The organism is [Lactobacillus] rogosae (assembly GCA_900112995.1).
GTDB lineage: Bacteria > Bacillota > Clostridia > Lachnospirales > Lachnospiraceae > Lachnospira > Lachnospira rogosae.
Genome location: FONU01000008.1, coordinates 22,690 through 40,745, shown reverse-complemented (window position 1 = coordinate 40,745; position 18,056 = coordinate 22,690). Strand labels below are relative to the sequence as shown.

The window sequence follows — 18,056 nt, the reverse complement described above, 5'->3', positions numbered from 1 at the left end:
TCTACATCCATCTCCAGCCGGCAAGATATTTATTCTTAAGCTGCGAGCCATTAGATTTACCCCAGCCTAAAGGATATCCGTCAACGCAAAGCAATGCCCAGCCCTTGCTGTCAGCAAAATCATCAACGTCAATTGTCTCGCCCTTTAAATATCTTACAACACGCTCATCGTCTACGCTAAGGTTAATGCAGTTATTATACTGTCTCATTGTAAGTGCCATAGCAAGTGCCTGACTTGGCTCAAAGCGGTTCTTTTTAAGTTCACCAAGCAAAAGACCATTTCTTATTATTCTAAGACCCTTTTCATCAGCCATATACCTGGAAATATAGTACACGCGGTTATCTCTTATATTAATATATTTAGTGTCGATATCCATTGATACATTTGCAAGGAAATCCTTTAACTCATCTGGAATTTTAGTATTAAATGATCCTCTTGTATAATGTGCATTATTAATGTCATCTGGATTATCCTTTTTAAGAAGTGCAACAAAATGTCCTTCGCCATGCATTTTATGTGGGAATATCCTCACACATTTGTCAAGATTATACTTATTATCATTATCAATATCAGTAAAGCCCTTAGTAAATCCTTCGTATGGTTTAATATCAACAAGTTTCATATCTGGACAGTTATCAAGAAGATATTTAATGCTCTCTTCATCTTCCAGAGAAGAAAATGTACAGGTTGAATAAAGCATCATTCCACCTGGGCGGAGCATTTTCGCACCATGTATTATAATGCTTTTCTGTATTGCAGAATATACTTCTGGTCCGCTCTGTTCCCACGCCTTGATAAGTTTATTATCTTTTCTGAACATACCCTCACCAGAACAAGGTGCATCTATAAGAACCTTATCAAAGAATTCTGTGAATCTTCCTGATATCTTAGCTGGGTCTTCATTAAGCACACAAAGGTTATAAACACCAGATACTTCAACATTCTTAAGCAGTGCCTTGGTTCTTGAATTGCTTATGTCATTAGTTATAAGAAGTCCTGTGCCATTAAGCTTTGCCGCAAGCTCTGTTGATTTGCCTCCCGGTGCGGCACACATATCAAATACGACATCCCCCTCATCAATAGGAAGTACATTAGCTGGTGTCATTGCACTAGGCTCCTGAATATAGTAAAGTCCGGCGTAATAATATGGGTGCTTTGCCGGTTTATCTGTTTCTTCATAGTAAAAGCCATTCTCAATCCAAGGTATGGGTGTAAGCTTAAATGGACTTATCTTAAGAAAATCTTCTGTTGAAATCTTAAGGTTGTTAACACGAAGTCCATATAATCTTTTATCATTAAAGCTTTCAAGATAATCATCAAAATCATCTTTAAGCATATCTTTCATTGAATTAAGATATTTCTCTGGTAAATTCATAAAATCCTCTTTCTTTATACATTTTATATACTCTGTGCTTTATAATTCTCTGCAATCATATCTACCTGCCTGCTGAATCTTTGCAGTCTGGCAACATCATCAGTCTGGTATATCTCATAGAATTCATCCTGAATTCTGATGATTTCCTGCTTGTTAGCAACTTTATAAAGGCTTTGTATATTATTAAGTATGTCGGATACAATGTTAGCTTTGGTAGATACATAATTCTGTGCATCAATAATTTCATCGTGAATACTCATCATCTCGTTATCAAGCGTATATATGGCATCGGCGGCTGATGTAAGTCGTTCCCTTACATGTCTTGGAATATTGCCGTTATATTTGTACTGGAGAGAGTGTTCAATTATAGCCCAGAAGTTCATTCCAAGTGTTCGTATCTGGATTTCTACTGGAATTATCTTAGTCCCCTTTACAGTTTCAACTTTATACTGGACTATAATATGATAGCTTCGATATCCGCTTTCCTTGATATTCTTGACATAATCTTTCTCAGTTATGACTTCCATATCGCTTCTTGCCCTTATAAGGTCAGCTACATTATATATGTCATCAGTAAACTGGCATATAAGCCTTATACCAGCGATGTCAAGAATATGTCCTTCAATTTCATTAAGGTCTATATTATGCTTCTGGGCTTTTAATAAGATACTGGATATAGATTTAACCCTTCCTAAAACCTGTTCAATTGGAGAATATATGCCTGCCTGTCGGTATTCTTTAACCATATGATTAAACTTAACCTGAAGCTCCTCTACCGCAAGCTCGTATGGGTTAAGGATTTCTTTCCACATCTGTATTTCCATATAAGTCCTCGTTTCTATTATATATTTTCATAAATTCTTTAAATCTTTTCACTATTAGCCGACGATAATTATAGCACATAACGATACTAATAACCATAAATTAAAGTCTTATTTTGATTAGATTTTAGTATCCAATATGGGTTGATTGACACTTCATTGCCTGAATTATCAGTTATGTACATCCCAAAATGTAAATGTGTCTGAAATTTGCCAGATGTACCCTCTACTTTGCTGTATCCTGTACTTCCCATATAGCCAAGCAGCTCTCCCTTATGAATTATATCACCTGCTTTATAAGCTTTGGCATAGGAATCAAGGTGGGCATAATAGTAATATATTTTATTAGCAGACGTTATGCCTATCCGGTAACCGCCAAGCTCTAACCAGCCGACGTTAGTTACTGTTCCGTCACATACAGACACAACAGGATATAATCCATCTTTATTAATATCAGCACATATATCAGTTCCCTCGTGTGTTCTGTTACCTTTGTAGGTTCTTTCATAATTCCACGAATTAACGTAGTTAACCCACTGCTCTGTCTTTGAAGAGTGTGGCACAGGAAAATATTCCATATCATATAGTATGCCTGTTGCGGTTTGTTTTAACAGCTTGAATTCAGCAGCATTTTTCTTACAGAAGATTGTTTTGACCTTGTCAAAATCAGACACGGTAAGCCGCTTAACAGCATTGTCCGTTATATGACATTCATTCATACAACACAGCACAATAAATAACTCAGCAGGGTTTACATTCATCTGTTCTGCCTTATTAATAATATCCTGCAAATCACATTCCACCTGCATTGCACGGAAGTTATCATCTGATACGGTTAATGTCGTATATGCCGCAATGCGCGTATAGTGTCTTATAATATTAAGATGAATACTGCATATTAAGGCACATACTATTGTGATAATAAGCAGATTCGTTTTATTATTTATAATGTCCGTTTTATTCATATTTTCCATTTTCACTTTATTATTCACTAAATAATATGTCTAACAGGCTGTTGTAATGAATAGAATAAATTATATTAAACGGACAAATAAGGACTTTCTTATCAGGAAATAAATATATGGGTAAAATCAAGAATTCTGCTTATTCTCCACAATTAAATAATAATCACAATAACACATATACACTTTCATTAATCAATAGATGTGATAATAGTTATTCGTCTAAAATAAACCATAAGAAATACAGCCATAATGTGATATTTCTTATAATGCTTATAATATTTCTTGTAACTGTCTGTTCACCACACATTATTATTAATGCAACGCTTAAAGGTATCAAATTATGGGCTTTGAGTGTTATGCCGGGATTGCTGGTGGCTATGATTATCACCGGCTGTATTAATTATTATATGCCAGTGAACAGCCGTCTGGGACTTGTATTTATTATATTTATAAGTGTGCTCTGTGGATTTCCAATAGGTGCTATTAACTGCATTAATTATAAGAAACAATCAGACAGCAGAATAATTGATAATATAACAGGATACTGTAATATATCAAGCCCCGGATTCGTTATCGGATACATATATTATGGCACCATAAATAACTCCATAACAATAATAAAATTCCTTATTGCTGTATATCTTCCTGTAATAATTCTGTGTGCTGTACAGCTTATTAAATATCCAGTGAATAACAATAATAATAAAAATAGTAATAAAGAACCAATTAATAATTGCACAGCAAAAATATTTTATAATAGGACATCTAATACCAGATACAAAGTTAACTTAAATTCATATAATATCCAACATACGGATAATATGTGTAATAACGGCAGACAACACACTATAAATTCACATAAGAATTTCTTCAATGTATTAGACAATGCCATAATAAAATCAATTGATAATGTATTAAAAATGTGTGGATATATTGTTATATTTTCCTGCATATGCTCTATGATAGATGTACTTTTTGGAAGATTTAATTATATCAATATGATTATATGTTCTCTGTTAGAGATAACTAACGGCATATATCTTATCGCTTCAAGTGATATCAGTGCTTCAGCTAAGGCTGCATTTATATTGACAGCCAATGCATTTGGCGGAATATCTACATTAATGCAGACAATCGGAATCGCTGGAACATCTAATAACAATAACGGGATAAACATAAAAAAATACATATACCAGAAAATAATGTTAAGCCTCGCAACAGCCGGCATATCATTATTACTGATATATGTATTCTGATTAGCATTATATAAATTCATTAATATAATCTATACAGCAAATTATATTTCTTACATAAGCCTTATATTGTTACTATATATATTATATTTTATATTGGTATTATATTTTTGTATTTATATTATAATTATTCAAGGATATCCTCATCCTCAAATTCTTCTTCATAACCATAGTCATCTGTGCTGTCTTCAGGCTGGTCAGGTGCGTTATCTACAGCTTCCTCTTCTTCCTGTACAACAGGTGCTTTTAATTCATTACGATTATTATTGACAATCGAAAGAACATTTTCAAGACTAGACAATAAAGAGTCGTACTTCTCGCGGTTGTCACGGATAGACTTTTCGATTATATACTGAAGCTTCTCAAGCATATCATCTGTATAGTCCATAGCACCCTGACGTATGCTGTTGGCATCTTCTGTCGCACTGTCAAGAATAGCCTGTGCCTGTGCACTTGCCTGCTCTATAAGGGCATTAGCCTGTGCATATGCACGCTGCATAATCTCGTGTTCATTAATAAGTTCCTCTGTCTGTATCTGTGCAGCATTAATAATAGATTCTGCCTGCTCTTTTGCATCGGCAATTATGGCATCTTTGTTGTTAAGAATTTTCTGGTATTTCTTAACTTCTTCAGGTGTCTTTAATCTTAATTCAGCCAGCATATCTTCAAGCTGCTCTTTATTTACAATAATCTTAGTATTAGATAATGGCTGAAATTTACAATTATCTATGTAGCTTTCTATATCGCTTATAAGCTGTTCGATTCTACTCATTTTATATCTCCCTTTTCATTTGCCTTAATATTATAACTACTGCTGTATCGTTCTCTCACTATATCTACAATAGACTCTGGTACGAATTTACTTATATCGCCGCCATACATAGCCATTTCTTTAACGATACTTGAACTTAAATAAGCATATTTAAGACTTGTATTAAGGAATATTGTATCAATATCGGGAGCGGCTACTCTGTTAGTCTGAGACATAGCAAGTTCATATTCAAAATCAGTTACGGCTCTAAGTCCCCTTATTATAGCCTGTACATTATGCTCTCTTGCAAAATCTACAAGGAGTCCACTGAAACTTAAAATCTCGACATTAGGAATGTCTTTCGTAACTTCTTTTAACATATTAACACGTTCATCAACTGAAAACAATGGTGTTTTGGTACTGTTGTTTAACACACCCACGATAAGGTGGTCAACAAGTGCTGCTGAACGCTTTATTATATCAAGATGTCCTAATGTAACAGGGTCAAAGCTTCCAGGATATATAGCCTTTTTCATTTAGTCTGCACTTCCCTTCAGTCTTAAGAATAAATGTTTATTAGTTTTATATTTTTTTACCCGGTAAATATCAAAACCACATTCGTCAGCATAGTCAAGGTCAGCATCAAGCTTTTCCTCAACAATTATAATTGTATATTCATCTATAATATCTGAATTTCTAAGGGCTGCTAATACATCACGCTCATAATCATTAGAGTATGGTGGATCCATATAGACGATTGAGAATACATCTTTGCCCTTAAGCCTGTTGATTGCAGATAATACATCCATTTCCATAACATCTGCTTTATCAGCAAGCTTGGTAAACGTAAGATTATCCTTAATACATTCAACTGCCTTTTTTGAATTCTCAACAAGCACAGCCTTAGCTGCTCCACGACTTAAGGCTTCAATTCCAATTGCACCGCTTCCAGAATATAAATCAAGAAATTTACATCCTGGAATATCTGACTGGAGCATATTAAATAATGTCTCTTTAATTCTATCCTGAGTTGGTCTGGTATCTGTTCCTTCAATAGTTCTTAAAGGAAGACTTCTGGCCGAACCTGCAATAACTCGCATATGATTAACCTCTCGTATATTAATAATTTAGTGCCATTCAACATTGCCGGCTTCGATTTTCTTATCTCTTAACATAAGGTCTTTAACGCCATCTGCTGGAGATTTGCCATCAAATAACACCTGATTTACCTGTTCAACTATTGGCATTTCTACGTTGTACTTTTCAGCAAGCTTCTTAGCTGCCTTAGCTGCATATACACCCTCTACAACCATCTGTACTTCATCCATAGCTTCTTTAGTTGTATAGCCTTTGCCGATAAGAATTCCGGCACGTCTGTTACGGCTGTGCATACTCGCACAGGTAACAATAAGGTCGCCTATTCCAGACAAGCCTGAAAATGTAGCAAAATCCGCACCCATAGCAAGACCAAGTCGTGTTATCTCAGCAATCCCCCTTGTTATAAGTGCAGCCTTAGTATTATCTCCATATCCTAAGCCGTCAGCAATACCAGCAGCAAGCGCGATTACATTTTTCAATGCACCACCTATACATATTCCAAGAACATCAGGACTTATGTATACACGGAATACATTACTCATAAACATATTCTGCAAATATTCTGCATCTTTCTTGTTAGCTGTACCAATTACGCAGGTTGTAGGAATTCCCCTTCCAACCTCCTCAGCGTGGCTTGGACCTGATAACACAGCAACTACAGCCTGTGGAATTTCTTCCTTTGTTACCTCACATAATGTCTTTAAAGACTCCTCCTCAATACCCTTGCCGACATTAACGATATACTGTCCTTCTTTAACATATGGTGCGACGATTTTAGCTGTTGACCTTGTATAAGGAGAAGCAACCGCAAGTATAAGCACATCACTTTCAGTTACAACTTTTTCTGTGTCAGCACAGAATTTTACGCTTTCTGGGAATATTACACCTGGAAGACATTTTTTATTCTCTCGTGTGGCGTTAAGCTCATTAATCTCATCTGGAAATACTGACCAGACTGTTACATCATGTCCATTATTATGAAGAAGCATAGCAAGACCAAGTCCCCAGCTTCCAGCTCCTAATACACCTATCTTTACCATTAATAATCCTCCATTACTGCATTACTTTTTTTCTCCAATTTTACGTTCTGTTCCATTAATAAGTCTTTTAATATTACCACTGTGACGTGCAACACCAAGAATAACGAATAATAACACAACTATAGAAGCCTCTATGAATTCATTATTGTTAAGTGGAAGCCATCCAACAAGCCCCCATATTACAAATTCTATAAAGAAACCAATTATGCCGGTAATAGAACCTAATGATACATATCTTGAGAACTTGGTTACTAATCCAAATGTTACCATTCCAAATATTGTAAACATAAAGCAATATTTAGGAAAAAGTATAAGACTTATTACTAATCCTGATGTAGCAGCAATACCTTTTCCACCTTTAAATCCAAGGTAGAATGGAAAGTTATGTCCAAGGACAACTCCAAATCCGCCATAAAGGATAAGAAGCATTTCTGATATATCTGCATTACTGCCATATATAAAATGTATGATTAAGGCAGTAATGCAGGATTTAAAAGCATCCATAAAATATGTTATAAATCCGGCTTTCTTTCCAAGTGTACGCATAGTATTAGTTGTTCCAGCGTTGCCACTGCCATAATCTCTTATATCAATATGATTAAACTTGCCAATCCAGAAACCTGTCTGGATAATTGCACCAATAAAATATCCTAGAATAAGACATATCAATCTGTTAAGCATTATTCTTTCTCCTTACGTTCCCTGTTAATAAACCTTATTGAAGTACCTCTGAAACCAAACGCTTCTCTTATACGGTTCTCAATATATCTTGTATAAGAGAAATGTGTTAATTCCTTATCATTAACGAACATTACGAATGTCGGTGGTTTAACAGAAACCTGTGTCATATAGTATATTCTTAATCTCTTACCCTTATCTGAAGGCGGCTGTTTCATAGCAACAGCTTCTGTAAGAATTTCATTAAGAACACCAGTTGGGATTCTCATAGTCTGGCTGTCGATTATAGTATCAATCAGCTCATATATCTTTCCAAGACGCTGTCCTGTCTGTGCTGATATAAATATAATCTCTGCATATGACATAAATGAAAGAGTATCTTTTATCTTGCTTGTGAATTCATATATTGTCTTGTCGTTCTTCTCTATGGCATCCCACTTATTGACAGCAATAATTATACCTTTGCCACGCTCGTGGGCTATTCCCGCAATCTTAGCATCCTGTTCAGTAACACCTTCTGTTGCATCAATTACAAGAATGGCTATATCACATCTTTCAACAGCTGCAACAGTTCTTATAATACTGTATCTTTCAAGGTCTTCTTTTATCTTGCTCTTACGTCTAAGACCAGCAGTATCAATGAATACATATTCTTTCTTGTTATATGTTATAGTTGTATCTATCGCATCTCTTGTTGTTCCCGCAATATTAGATACAATTACCCTGTTCTTTCCAAGGAGCTTATTAATAATTGATGACTTACCAACATTGGGTTTACCAATAATGGCAACCTTTGGACGCTCATCTTCTTCCTCAGTTTCAGACTCTTGCGGAAAATGCTTGATAACCTCATCAAGCATATCACCAAGACCGAGCTTTGATGCTGCTGATATTGGATGCGGGTCACCAATTCCAAGGTTATAGAATTCGTATACATCAGGCATAAGCTTATCAAAGTTATCAACCTTATTAACTGCCAGAATAACAGGCTTTCTTGAACGGCGTAACATATCTGCTACTTTAGCATCTGAATCAACAAGTCCCTGCTTGACATCAGTAAGGAATATAATTACATCTGCCGTTTCAATAGCTATCTCAGCCTGCTCTCTCATCTGTGCAAGAATTACATCACTTGTATCTGGTTCAATACCACCTGTATCAATTAAAGTAAATGATTTATCAAGCCATGTAACTTCAGCGTATATTCTATCTCTGGTTACACCAGGGGTATCTTTTACAATAGAAATCTGCTGTCCTGCAAGATCGTTGAATAATGTTGACTTACCAACATTGGGACGTCCTACTACAGCGACTATTGGTTTACTCATATATCTGCCTCCGATTTAATTTCTTATTTTATGAAAAATTAACATACATAATCTAAAATATAATAACAGTTTAATTGCTTTTTGTAAAGCACTATGCTATTATACGGAATATTGAAAATGCTTAATTTATGGGAGGTTTTTCGTGTTTAATAAAGGTTTAATAAAAAAGCTGGCAGCAGTTGTTATTTCGGCAGTCACTCTGTTTTCAGTATCAGGATTATCTTCGGCATATGTTAGTGCCGCAGATACCAATCATTTTAAATTTGCTGATATAGATTTAGTCGTAGATGTTCCAAAAGAACTTATATGTTTTACAAGAACAACAACTAACAATAATTCATACCTCGAAAAGCTTGGGGTTGATGAGGCTGCTGTATTAACTAATAATATGATAGCCAATAAGATCTATCTTGAAGCTGTTCCAGAAGATGTTAATTATGAAGTTGTTATATATGGCAATACAGCTTCCAACAGTCTTAGCAGCTTTAATGAATTAGACGAAGATTCACTTGATTCATTATATAAAGAATATGTTGCCTCCCAGTCATCTATCAACAATGATAATATTAAAGAGGAACTGCTTAATTCCAGCATTGTCACAATCAATGATATTCCATATTTTGTGACAGATGTTTATTCATTATCTAATGATGTTACTGTATACACCAGAAAATATTATACGGTTGTCAGAGGGTATATATACACTTATGCAATACAGTCCAAGACTGATAAAGTAAGCGATGATATGAATAATAACCTTGTAAGCATAATTAACTCAGCCAAATACCAGAAAGTAAAGAATTCACCTTTGCAGAATGCCGTATTTACAGAAACTCTCTCTAATATTATTACGGTTGGTGTTCCGATACTTATACTTCTTGTAATATTACTGGTAATTACCAAGGTGGGTCCTAAGGGACGGGCTAAGAGAGTTAATGAGGAAGCACGATTAAGGGAAGAATATAAGAGAACACATAATAAATAAGCCTGAATTATAAAAATGAGCTGATACGCTGAATGATTAGTTAATATTAAATGATTAGCATTTAATAAATCATCTGCTTGGCAGCTCATTTTTTATAATCAATATTTATAATTTGTAATCGTTTATATTATATAATTCCTTATGAATGGAAAGTTTTTTAATTAACCATTTTTATATCAGATTAATCGCATATATATAAAATTACACATAATACCACGTCTTCCACCACTCGCCCTGTGTGAAAAAAGCAGCTCTTTATTACAGCTTGTACATACATCAGCTACATATATATTGTGTGGGAGAAGTCCTGCATTAATAAGGTTGATATAATTAGCAGCTATCAAATCCAGATGGTATTTGCCTGTATATTTATTGTCATCATCTGGTGTTAATATCAGCTCTGTCTCTTCGGCAGAATATACCTTCATAAATTCTATGGCAACATCTTCACTTACCTGATAGCAGTTCTTACATATTCCAGGACCAACAAATGCAATAATATCAGCTTCATTACAGCCAAAGCTTTCCTTCATACATTCAATGCCATTCTGTGATATATTGCCAACTGTTCCTTTCCAGCCAGAATGAAGTGCTGCTATAACACCTTTTTTAGCATCAACAAGAGTAACAGGAATACAATCTGCAAATGATGATACAAGACAAAGATTATTAGTATTAGTTATAATTCCATCTATATTATCGTAATTACGTTCTTTTATAATACCCATTCCTTTATTGGAATTATCGACAATTTTGATGTTTGTAGTATGTGTCTGCTTGGTATACACCATATTTTCAACAGGTATATCAATAGTATCAGCCATTAATTTAAAGTTGGCAAGTACATTTTCATAGCTGTCAGCACTATACTGCCCTACTGGATTGAAAGTCAGATTCATACTTTCATACATACCACTGCTAACACCGCCAAGACGTGTAGAGAATGCCTGCCTTATATAAGGATTGTTCACAAAAGGCTTAAATGTAAGGTATGGCACATTATCAGCAGAAACATTCGTTATAATTGTATCCGTAAAATTATCTTCATTACCATATTTTTCTATAAGTTTATGATACAACTCTTTTGTATTTAATCTTTTTAAATCGAATATGCTGTAAGGCATAGACACCTCCATTAATTCATTAATCATAAAATTCAAGAGTATTCAAACGCATTTTTTATATGTTTTATTGTTCCGTCTTTATATATTGCTATTACATCGAAGCGGCACGGATAATTGACATACCCGTATTTTACACAGAAATTCATAGCTGTATGACATATCTTTTGCTGTTTGTGAAGATTAACAGCCTCCAGCGGGTCGCCGAATTTTGAAGAACTTCTGTATTTACATTCTGTAAACACAAGCGTTGAATTACATTTTGATATTATATCAATCTCACCATATCTGGTTCTATAGTTTCTTGTAATAATTGTATGTCCGTTTTGTTCAAGAAATGCAGCAGCTAATGTTTCATATTCAGAGCCTGTAGCCCTGCTGTTTTTAGGTTTGTTTATATTATGCAATGCACTTATATCATCAAGTATGCTGCTACTCTTAAACTTACTATTGTTCTTAGACTTATCAGCCATTAATTTTGCCTCGTAATTTATCTGTCTTGTCCACGAATACAAGTATTTCAGCAACTACTGTATATAATTCAGGTGGTATCATATCTCCTACTTCAAGATTGGACAATGTGTTGGCAAGCTTGCTGTCCTCATATGTTGGAACATCAGTTTCCTTAGCTTTTTCAATAATCTTATCAGCAAGATACCCTTTTCCTGTAGCTATGATTTTAGGTGCCTGCTCACCTTTTTCATATTGAAGTGCAACCGCAATCTTTGGTTTGTTGTTATCCTTATCCATCCTAATCCTCATTTCTGTGCGATAATAAATGTGCAATAATAAATTTTCACGCCAATCTTTGATAGGCTTTTATGTATATATATAATTTGATATATTTATGTTATATATACACTTATGCTTTTATATCAAATACATACTGTCCGCCATTGTCCAAACGTACATCTTTTTCTATAAAATCTGTATTAAAATCAAAGTCATTTTCTTTATTAGACAAGGTCATCTCAAAATGTGTTGAATAACCAAGCTGTTCAAGACGTTCATTTAATTCATCAATATGAGCATATACAAAATCAAGCAATTCCTCTGTTTCAAGAATAAAATTCGTAGATACATTGGTATGATTAAGCTTTACATATACATCAACAGATCCAAGATTAGGCATATCCAGATGAAGCATAGCGCTTACTTCATCCGGATTGTTAGCAAGTGATTTTTTGTTAGTAAATACATACAAATCCCCATTGCCTTCGCTATCAGAGAATTTAAGCGGCATCTGGAAAAATGTCATATTCTTATTAAGGTCATTCATAAAATCAATATTGCTTTTTATGTCAGACATATTTTTAGCCAGATCATTATCTGCTTTACTGCTCTTTAATACATTTTCGACATCTTCCATTACTTTCTTGGTACGCTTGTAATAATTGGTGAGCGTATCAGGAGTGTCTGCAACATCTTTAGGTGTTATACGCATAGTTTCATTGATAAACTGATGTAAAAGCTTGTCAAATGTCGCTTTATTGGTTGGAAGAAATGCAGGGTCAGTTATTTTATTATTATTAAGAATAGCGTTGAGCATATCTTTAATAGTCGTTGAAGGGTCATTTAATTTCTCTGCAATATCACCGTTAGAGCTTTCTGTTAATTGTCTTGATAATTCGTTAATAAAATCCTTGGAAAAGCTTTCTGTTACCAGTTTTGATGTAACATTTGTGTTATCATCTGCATTTCCATACATACTATTAATGACAGCATTAAGCTGTTGTATATCATCACGGGAGAAATTGCTAAATGCACGCATTATATTATCAGACAGTGCATTCTCCATAGTACTAAGCTGTCCGTCAAGCTTGGCATTAAATGTTTCATATGCCTTATAAAGATTGATATTCTCCTCTGTTACAGGCATATCAAGACGTACAAGATTGGCAATTGTCTTAATGTCACTATCCGGAAACTGTGCCATATATTTATTGACAGTATTAAGCATATCTGTATTAACCGGCATATTAAGGGATAACAGTTCTTTGACCATAGCTGTATTCTCCTCAGTAGGATACAGACCTGCTGCTTCAAGTGCTTTATCGATGAACATATTCTGTTGTTCATCAGCAGGCAGTACTTTTAATGAAATCTGATTATCCTTTACCTGATTGACTATAAATGTAACAACTTCTCCCTGCTTAACTGCCCCCTGATTGGCTAAAGTTGCAGAAAGAAGCGAACCATCATTAAGGCTTATAACAGCATCAGAGTCATTTAATTCACTTATAAAGCCTGTCAGTACGCTTCCAGCGATAAGATTTTTAATAAGTGAACTGTTATTGTTAATATTTTGTGCCTGATTGATACTAGAAGCTGTATTCTGCCCAACCCTGTTGTTATTAACATCATATGACTGGCTCGTCTGTCCCAGATTTGTTTTTAGTAATTGTTGTATATTAATATCCATAAGCCAGCCTCCATATTTATTTTAAGGACATATTTTAGTAATAAATGTTTTTCTATGTATAGGACAAGGTCCGATTTCTTTAAGTACATCTGTGTGAAGCTTTGTTCCATAGCCCTTATGCTTGGCAAATCCATACTCAGGATATAACTCATCATAATGGTACATAAGCCTGTCCCTTGTAACCTTGGCAATTATACTGGCACTGGCAATTGAAAGACTTTTTGCATCACCCTTGATAATAGGCACTTGTTCAATGTCAACATCTGGTATTGTAACTGCATCATTAAGTAATATATCGGGTTTAACTGTGAGATTATTAATGGCTTCCCTCATAGCTTCATAAGTTGCATTTAATATATTTATCTCATCAATTCTTTCTGGTGATACAATTCCAACTCCTACACTCACAGCTTCATTAAGTATTACGTCATATAACATCTCTCTTTTTTTCTCACTTAATTTCTTGGAATCATTCACATATAATATTCTGCAACCCTTTGGAAGAACGACCGCACCAGCAACAACAGGACCTGCAAGCGGGCCTCTTCCAGCCTCATCTATACCACATATATAAGAAAATGCTTCATATTCTTTCTCATATACGCACATATTTTCAACGCGTTCTTTTTCCTGTGCAAGCTTTAATGCTTTTTTAGCTTCACGTTCTTCTTTGGTTGTCTTAATCTTATCTGACATTGTTCTCTCCATTATTTTCTAAGTATCTTTTAAGGGGTTTCTAATGATATTCGTCCTAATCGTCCACTTCTGAAATCATCCAGAATAATATTAGATATTTTCTCGTAATCAATATTATTGCCCTTCTTGATACAGCCTCGCTTAACAGCCGCCTGTTCCATAATATATAACGCTACTGAATTATCTGGATTGATAGCATTTTCATCATAACTTGCGGCAGTCTTTTCTTTATCAAGACCGTAGCGTTCAATAACATTATCAGAATATTCACTATATATATATTTTATTGTATCGATAGCAAGCTCCTCGACATTAAGTATCTCATCATTCATAGAACCTATCATAGCAAGTCTTTTGCCGACTTCCTGATTGTCAAACTTAGGCCATAAAATACCCGGAGTATCTAAAAGCTCAACATTCTTATTAAGCTTTATCCATTGTTTTCCCTTAGTAACGCCCGGCTTATTGCCTGTCTTGGCACTAGCTTTTCCAGCATAGGAATTAATAAATGTTGACTTTCCAACATTAGGTATTCCAACAACCATTGCCCTTATTGGTCTGTTTAATATTCCTCTCTGCTTATTACGCTCTATCTTATCTGCACAGGCTGTCATTATAAGACCGTTGACCTGCTTAATGCCTGAATTATTTCTTGAATTAAGCTTAAGGCAGTATATATTATTTTCATTAAAATAATTAATCCACTGGTTAGTTATCTTATCATCTGCAAGGTCTGATTTATTAAGAAGAATAATTCTTGCTTTATTGACCGCGAGGCTGTCTATATCAGGGTTACGGCTGCTTATAGGTATTCTTGCATCTACAATCTCAATAACCAGATCTATAAGTTTAATATTTTCTTCCATCATTCTTTTGGCTTTGGTCATATGACCGGGATACCATTGATAGTTCATTTTATACCTCATTTCTACAATTAATACGAATAATTAGTGTTAATATCATATCAATATTGATACTTTGATTAGTATCCATACTTTAATCTTAATAAATGCTATTTAATAAATTTAATATCTTCAAATGGACTAAGCACCATCCACGTCTTTCCTATAATATGCTTTCTTTTAACCATTCCTATACTTGAAAAACGGCTATCCTCACTGTTGTTACGATTATCTCCAAGGCAGAAATATTCATCATCTCCAAGTTTTACAGGATTAATTGTCATACCTGCTGTTACAATATATGTATCAGTAATATCATTCTCAAGTAATTCTCCATTAATATAAATTTGTCCTTCTTTAATCTGGACAGTTTCTCCAGGAAGTCCGATAACTCTTTTAACATATAACTTGGAAGAGCCGATAGAATCTGGTTCAAATGCTATGCAGTCAAAACGCTTAGGACCTTTTATTGCATATGCAAATTTATTAACAAGCACAGTATCATCGTTATTAATCGAAGGTTCCATAGAACCTCCAAGTATAGTCGTTCTTGTGCAGCTGAATGAAACAAGCACATAAGCTGTTAATATAACCATTAAAATATCAAATATATATTTTAAAAGGTTAAGTAAAGTAGTATTTTCCTGATATCTTCTATGATATGAAATCATATTCTCCTCCAATCTATGATTTAGTATACAGATATACATTTCTATTCATTATACAAAATACATCTTTATGTGTCAAAAAAAGAATGTCACCTGTTACTATTAACATAACAAGTGACATTCTTTATAATGAGATAATAATAATTATCTAACTAATTCCTTAACCTTAGCAGCCTTACCTGTTCTCTGACGTAAGTAGAATAACTTAGCACGTCTAGCTTTACCGCGTCTTACAACTTCAACCTTCTCTACGATAGGTGAATGTAATGGCCAAGTCTTCTCAACACCGATACCATTAGAAATCTTTCTAACTGTGAATGTAGAACGAACTCCTGTACCCTGCTTCTTTAAAACAGTTCCTTCAAATACCTGAATTCTTTCACGGTTTCCTTCCTTAATCTTAGCTGATACTCTAACTGTATCACCTACATTAAATGCTGGTACCTCAGCCTTAAGCTGAGCATCTTCGATGTTCTTAATAATTGTATTCATGTGTGACCTCCTTATTATTCCGACGTTCTTAATGTGATATACACAACAGAGGACCATCTCTCTTTTCACAACTTGATAAGGATAACATATATACTAATAATATGCAAGACCAAAATTTAATTAATTTATAAAATTTTAGTTATCTGACTTGTCATTATCAAACGGACTACCATAAGGTGCGTTATTCACTGAACCTGTATAACTGTTACCTGGTTCTTCACTGGCAGAGCTTCCATATGATGAACTGTCATTATTGGCATTGTTAAATACATTATCAGCATAACTGCTATCTGATGAGTAATTATCTGTATTACCGCTGTATGAGCTATCAGAAGCTGCATTGTAATTGTTGAATGAATTATTATCAGAATTATAGTTGTTATTGCTGTAACCGCCATTAAATCCATTATAACCATTGCCGTTGAATGAATCATAATCTGAGATTTTATTGAGCTTATCCTGTGCAATAAGGTAGTTAACTATTCCCAGTCCCAAAAGCTGTAATACAATAAAAAGAATTTTGGAATTGCTTGAGCCATCTCCTATTCCTCTTGAATTAGCAGCGTAGTCAACTCTGTCACCAAGCTTGTAAGCCCAGTACCAGCTGTATATTCCACAGGTTACAATTGTTAACAAGAACGCTACCGGACCAGAAGCACTCTCATTATCATTGGCTGCCAGCTTAGAGTCGTCAGTAAGACATATAAACCAGTAAATGCCAAAAATTCCACAAGTAACAATCGAGAGAATGATGTACATTGCAATGTTTCGTTTCTGAATCATATAGTGATTCCTCCTCATATATAAATTATTGTGGGTTACTATATGTATATATTATGTCAATTCATATTAACCCACTTGTGCTTATTGTAGCATATATATCTCAAAAGTAAAATATGTATTATATTATTAATCAATATACTGTTAATTAATATCAAGCAGTCCTTTTAATATATGAACTGTAACTGTCCTGTTAGTCATATCATGGCTTAATATACACTGGTCTATTACTGGCAGATAATATATTTTGCCTGTATCAGAAGTAACCTCGTATACGTTGTTAGCTCCTGTTTCAATTACGTCTGTCAGATTGCCTAATTCTTCACCCTCATCTGTAATTACACGAAGTCCTATTAAATCACATATAAAATATTCGCCTGGTTCACATTTTACAGCATTATCACGTGTTACGAGCAGATCACATTTTGTATAGATTTCAATATCATTAATGTTGTCAAATTCTTTAAATTTCACAATTACATACTGTTTAAAGAACTTTACTGACTGCACTGTAACATTGACATTGCCACGCTTGCCCGCTATTATACATTCCTTTAATTTCTTAAATCTGTCAGGGTCATCTGTTGTAGGGAATACCTTAACTTCCCCTCTTATTCCGTGTGTCGATGTTATAACACCAACTCTTAATAAATCTTGCATATACACCTCTTAAATCGTAAT

The 18,056-nt window shown here is 34.4% G+C and carries 21 protein-coding genes; 2 read left to right on the top strand and 19 right to left on the bottom strand.

What is annotated here, in order from left to right:
- Position 1 precedes the first annotated feature (1 nt).
- The 3 genes from BM157_RS03850 to BM157_RS03840 form a co-directional block, all read right to left on the bottom strand.
- Positions 2–1,375 carry an RsmF rRNA methyltransferase first C-terminal domain-containing protein gene (locus tag BM157_RS03850; RefSeq protein ID WP_055174759.1) on the bottom strand — a complete coding sequence of 458 codons (1,374 nt, stop codon included), beginning with the start codon at positions 1,373–1,375 and terminating at the stop codon, positions 2–4.
- Positions 1,376–1,398: 23 nt separating this feature from the next.
- Positions 1,399–2,199, bottom strand: coding sequence for a GTP pyrophosphokinase (locus tag BM157_RS03845; protein ID WP_055174762.1), 801 nt, complete (start codon positions 2,197–2,199; stop codon positions 1,399–1,401).
- A gap of 86 nt (positions 2,200–2,285) precedes the next feature.
- Positions 2,286–3,161, bottom strand: a complete 876-nt coding sequence (locus tag BM157_RS03840; protein ID WP_070101484.1) for a M23 family metallopeptidase — start codon at positions 3,159–3,161, stop codon at positions 2,286–2,288.
- Positions 3,162–3,277: 116 nt separating this feature from the next.
- On the opposite strand from BM157_RS03840, the gene BM157_RS03835 reads away from it, so the two are divergent.
- Positions 3,278–4,417: a hypothetical protein gene (locus BM157_RS03835; RefSeq protein ID WP_090139984.1), complete on the top strand. Its 1,140-nt coding sequence runs from the start codon at positions 3,278–3,280 to the stop codon at positions 4,415–4,417.
- Between the two features lie 124 nt (positions 4,418–4,541).
- On the opposite strand, the gene BM157_RS03830 is transcribed toward BM157_RS03835, so the two are convergent.
- Genes BM157_RS03830 through der form a run of 6 tightly spaced genes read right to left on the bottom strand, consistent with a single transcriptional unit; the run spans position 4,542 to position 9,309 of the window.
- Complete coding sequence (locus BM157_RS03830; protein WP_090139982.1) at positions 4,542–5,186, bottom strand: vacuolar family H+-ATPase subunit H; 645 nt, start codon at positions 5,184–5,186, stop codon at positions 4,542–4,544.
- Positions 5,183–5,701 carry a pantetheine-phosphate adenylyltransferase gene (gene coaD, locus BM157_RS03825; RefSeq protein WP_055174771.1) on the bottom strand — a complete coding sequence of 173 codons (519 nt, stop codon included), beginning with the start codon at positions 5,699–5,701 and terminating at the stop codon, positions 5,183–5,185. Before coaD ends, BM157_RS03830 begins: the two co-directional genes overlap by 4 nt.
- Complete coding sequence (gene rsmD, locus BM157_RS03820; protein WP_278320119.1) at positions 5,702–6,283, bottom strand: 16S rRNA (guanine(966)-N(2))-methyltransferase RsmD; 582 nt, start codon at positions 6,281–6,283, stop codon at positions 5,702–5,704. It lies immediately after the preceding gene.
- A gap of 9 nt (positions 6,284–6,292) precedes the next feature.
- Positions 6,293–7,303, bottom strand: coding sequence for an NAD(P)H-dependent glycerol-3-phosphate dehydrogenase (locus BM157_RS03815; protein ID WP_055174776.1), 1,011 nt, complete (start codon positions 7,301–7,303; stop codon positions 6,293–6,295).
- 21 nt (positions 7,304–7,324) lie between these two features.
- Positions 7,325–7,984, bottom strand: a complete 660-nt coding sequence (locus BM157_RS03810) for a glycerol-3-phosphate acyltransferase (protein WP_318255800.1) — start codon at positions 7,982–7,984, stop codon at positions 7,325–7,327.
- A complete protein-coding gene (gene der / locus BM157_RS03805; RefSeq protein ID WP_022501737.1) occupies positions 7,984–9,309 on the bottom strand; it encodes a ribosome biogenesis GTPase Der in 1,326 nt (441 codons plus the stop codon). Before der ends, BM157_RS03810 begins: the two co-directional genes overlap by 1 nt.
- 142 nt (positions 9,310–9,451) lie before the next feature.
- Here der and BM157_RS03800 point away from each other — a divergent pair, with 142 nt between their 5' ends.
- On the top strand, positions 9,452–10,294 hold the full coding sequence (locus tag BM157_RS03800; RefSeq protein ID WP_022501736.1) for a hypothetical protein: 843 nt from the start codon (positions 9,452–9,454) through the stop codon (positions 10,292–10,294).
- Between the two features lie 176 nt (positions 10,295–10,470).
- On the opposite strand, the gene pgeF is transcribed toward BM157_RS03800, so the two are convergent.
- The 10 genes from pgeF to rimM form a co-directional block, all read right to left on the bottom strand.
- On the bottom strand, positions 10,471–11,418 hold the full coding sequence (gene pgeF / locus BM157_RS03795) for a peptidoglycan editing factor PgeF (protein ID WP_318255799.1): 948 nt from the start codon (positions 11,416–11,418) through the stop codon (positions 10,471–10,473).
- A 32-nt stretch (positions 11,419–11,450) separates the two neighbouring features.
- Entirely contained in the window at positions 11,451–11,888 is a 438-nt protein-coding gene (locus BM157_RS03790) for a YraN family protein (protein WP_022501734.1), read from the bottom strand.
- On the bottom strand, positions 11,881–12,165 hold the full coding sequence (locus BM157_RS03785; RefSeq protein WP_090139977.1) for an EscU/YscU/HrcU family type III secretion system export apparatus switch protein: 285 nt from the start codon (positions 12,163–12,165) through the stop codon (positions 11,881–11,883). Before BM157_RS03785 ends, BM157_RS03790 begins: the two co-directional genes overlap by 8 nt.
- Positions 12,166–12,277: 112 nt before the next feature.
- On the bottom strand, positions 12,278–13,837 hold the full coding sequence (locus BM157_RS03780) for a flagellar hook-length control protein FliK (RefSeq protein WP_090139975.1): 1,560 nt from the start codon (positions 13,835–13,837) through the stop codon (positions 12,278–12,280).
- A gap of 21 nt (positions 13,838–13,858) precedes the next feature.
- On the bottom strand, positions 13,859–14,533 hold the full coding sequence (locus BM157_RS03775) for a ribonuclease HII (protein ID WP_022501731.1): 675 nt from the start codon (positions 14,531–14,533) through the stop codon (positions 13,859–13,861).
- 29 nt (positions 14,534–14,562) lie between these two features.
- A complete protein-coding gene (gene ylqF, locus BM157_RS03770; RefSeq protein ID WP_022501730.1) occupies positions 14,563–15,447 on the bottom strand; it encodes a ribosome biogenesis GTPase YlqF in 885 nt (294 codons plus the stop codon).
- A 98-nt stretch (positions 15,448–15,545) separates the two neighbouring features.
- Entirely contained in the window at positions 15,546–16,106 is a 561-nt protein-coding gene (gene lepB / locus BM157_RS03765) for a signal peptidase I (protein WP_090139973.1), read from the bottom strand.
- Positions 16,107–16,247: 141 nt separating this feature from the next.
- The gene (rplS, locus tag BM157_RS03760; RefSeq protein WP_022501728.1) at positions 16,248–16,595 is read right to left on the bottom strand and encodes a 50S ribosomal protein L19; all 348 of its coding nucleotides are present in this window, start codon (positions 16,593–16,595) and stop codon (positions 16,248–16,250) included.
- Between the two features lie 135 nt (positions 16,596–16,730).
- A complete protein-coding gene (locus BM157_RS03755; RefSeq protein ID WP_022501727.1) occupies positions 16,731–17,378 on the bottom strand; it encodes a DUF4234 domain-containing protein in 648 nt (215 codons plus the stop codon).
- Positions 17,379–17,519: 141 nt separating this feature from the next.
- Positions 17,520–18,035 carry a ribosome maturation factor RimM gene (gene rimM / locus BM157_RS03750; RefSeq protein ID WP_022501726.1) on the bottom strand — a complete coding sequence of 172 codons (516 nt, stop codon included), beginning with the start codon at positions 18,033–18,035 and terminating at the stop codon, positions 17,520–17,522.
- Between the last annotated feature and the right edge of the window lie 21 nt (positions 18,036–18,056).

Bases quoted from the DNA above. Each gene is read 5' to 3' on its own strand.
- BM157_RS03850 (WP_055174759.1), bottom strand. From the start codon at position 1,375: ATGAATTTACCAGAGAAATATCTTAATTCAATGAAAGATATGCTTAAA.
- BM157_RS03845 (WP_055174762.1), bottom strand. From the start codon at position 2,199: ATGGAAATACAGATGTGGAAAGAAATCCTTAACCCATACGAGCTTGCG.
- BM157_RS03840 (WP_070101484.1), bottom strand. From the start codon at position 3,161: ATGAATAAAACGGACATTATAAATAATAAAACGAATCTGCTTATTATC.
- BM157_RS03835 (WP_090139984.1), top strand. From the start codon at position 3,278: ATGGGTAAAATCAAGAATTCTGCTTATTCTCCACAATTAAATAATAAT.
- BM157_RS03830 (WP_090139982.1), bottom strand. From the start codon at position 5,186: ATGAGTAGAATCGAACAGCTTATAAGCGATATAGAAAGCTACATAGAT.
- coaD (WP_055174771.1), bottom strand. From the start codon at position 5,701: ATGAAAAAGGCTATATATCCTGGAAGCTTTGACCCTGTTACATTAGGA.
- BM157_RS03815 (WP_055174776.1), bottom strand. From the start codon at position 7,303: ATGGTAAAGATAGGTGTATTAGGAGCTGGAAGCTGGGGACTTGGTCTT.
- BM157_RS03810 (WP_318255800.1), bottom strand. From the start codon at position 7,984: ATGCTTAACAGATTGATATGTCTTATTCTAGGATATTTTATTGGTGCA.
- der (WP_022501737.1), bottom strand. From the start codon at position 9,309: ATGAGTAAACCAATAGTCGCTGTAGTAGGACGTCCCAATGTTGGTAAG.
- pgeF (WP_318255799.1), bottom strand. From the start codon at position 11,418: ATGCCTTACAGCATATTCGATTTAAAAAGATTAAATACAAAAGAGTTG.
- BM157_RS03790 (WP_022501734.1), bottom strand. From the start codon at position 11,888: ATGGCTGATAAGTCTAAGAACAATAGTAAGTTTAAGAGTAGCAGCATA.
- BM157_RS03785 (WP_090139977.1), bottom strand. From the start codon at position 12,165: ATGGATAAGGATAACAACAAACCAAAGATTGCGGTTGCACTTCAATAT.
- BM157_RS03780 (WP_090139975.1), bottom strand. From the start codon at position 13,837: ATGGATATTAATATACAACAATTACTAAAAACAAATCTGGGACAGACG.
- BM157_RS03775 (WP_022501731.1), bottom strand. From the start codon at position 14,533: ATGTCAGATAAGATTAAGACAACCAAAGAAGAACGTGAAGCTAAAAAA.
- ylqF (WP_022501730.1), bottom strand. From the start codon at position 15,447: ATGAACTATCAATGGTATCCCGGTCATATGACCAAAGCCAAAAGAATG.
- lepB (WP_090139973.1), bottom strand. From the start codon at position 16,106: ATGATTTCATATCATAGAAGATATCAGGAAAATACTACTTTACTTAAC.
- rplS (WP_022501728.1), bottom strand. From the start codon at position 16,595: ATGAATACAATTATTAAGAACATCGAAGATGCTCAGCTTAAGGCTGAG.
- BM157_RS03755 (WP_022501727.1), bottom strand. From the start codon at position 17,378: ATGATTCAGAAACGAAACATTGCAATGTACATCATTCTCTCGATTGTT.
- rimM (WP_022501726.1), bottom strand. From the start codon at position 18,035: ATGCAAGATTTATTAAGAGTTGGTGTTATAACATCGACACACGGAATA.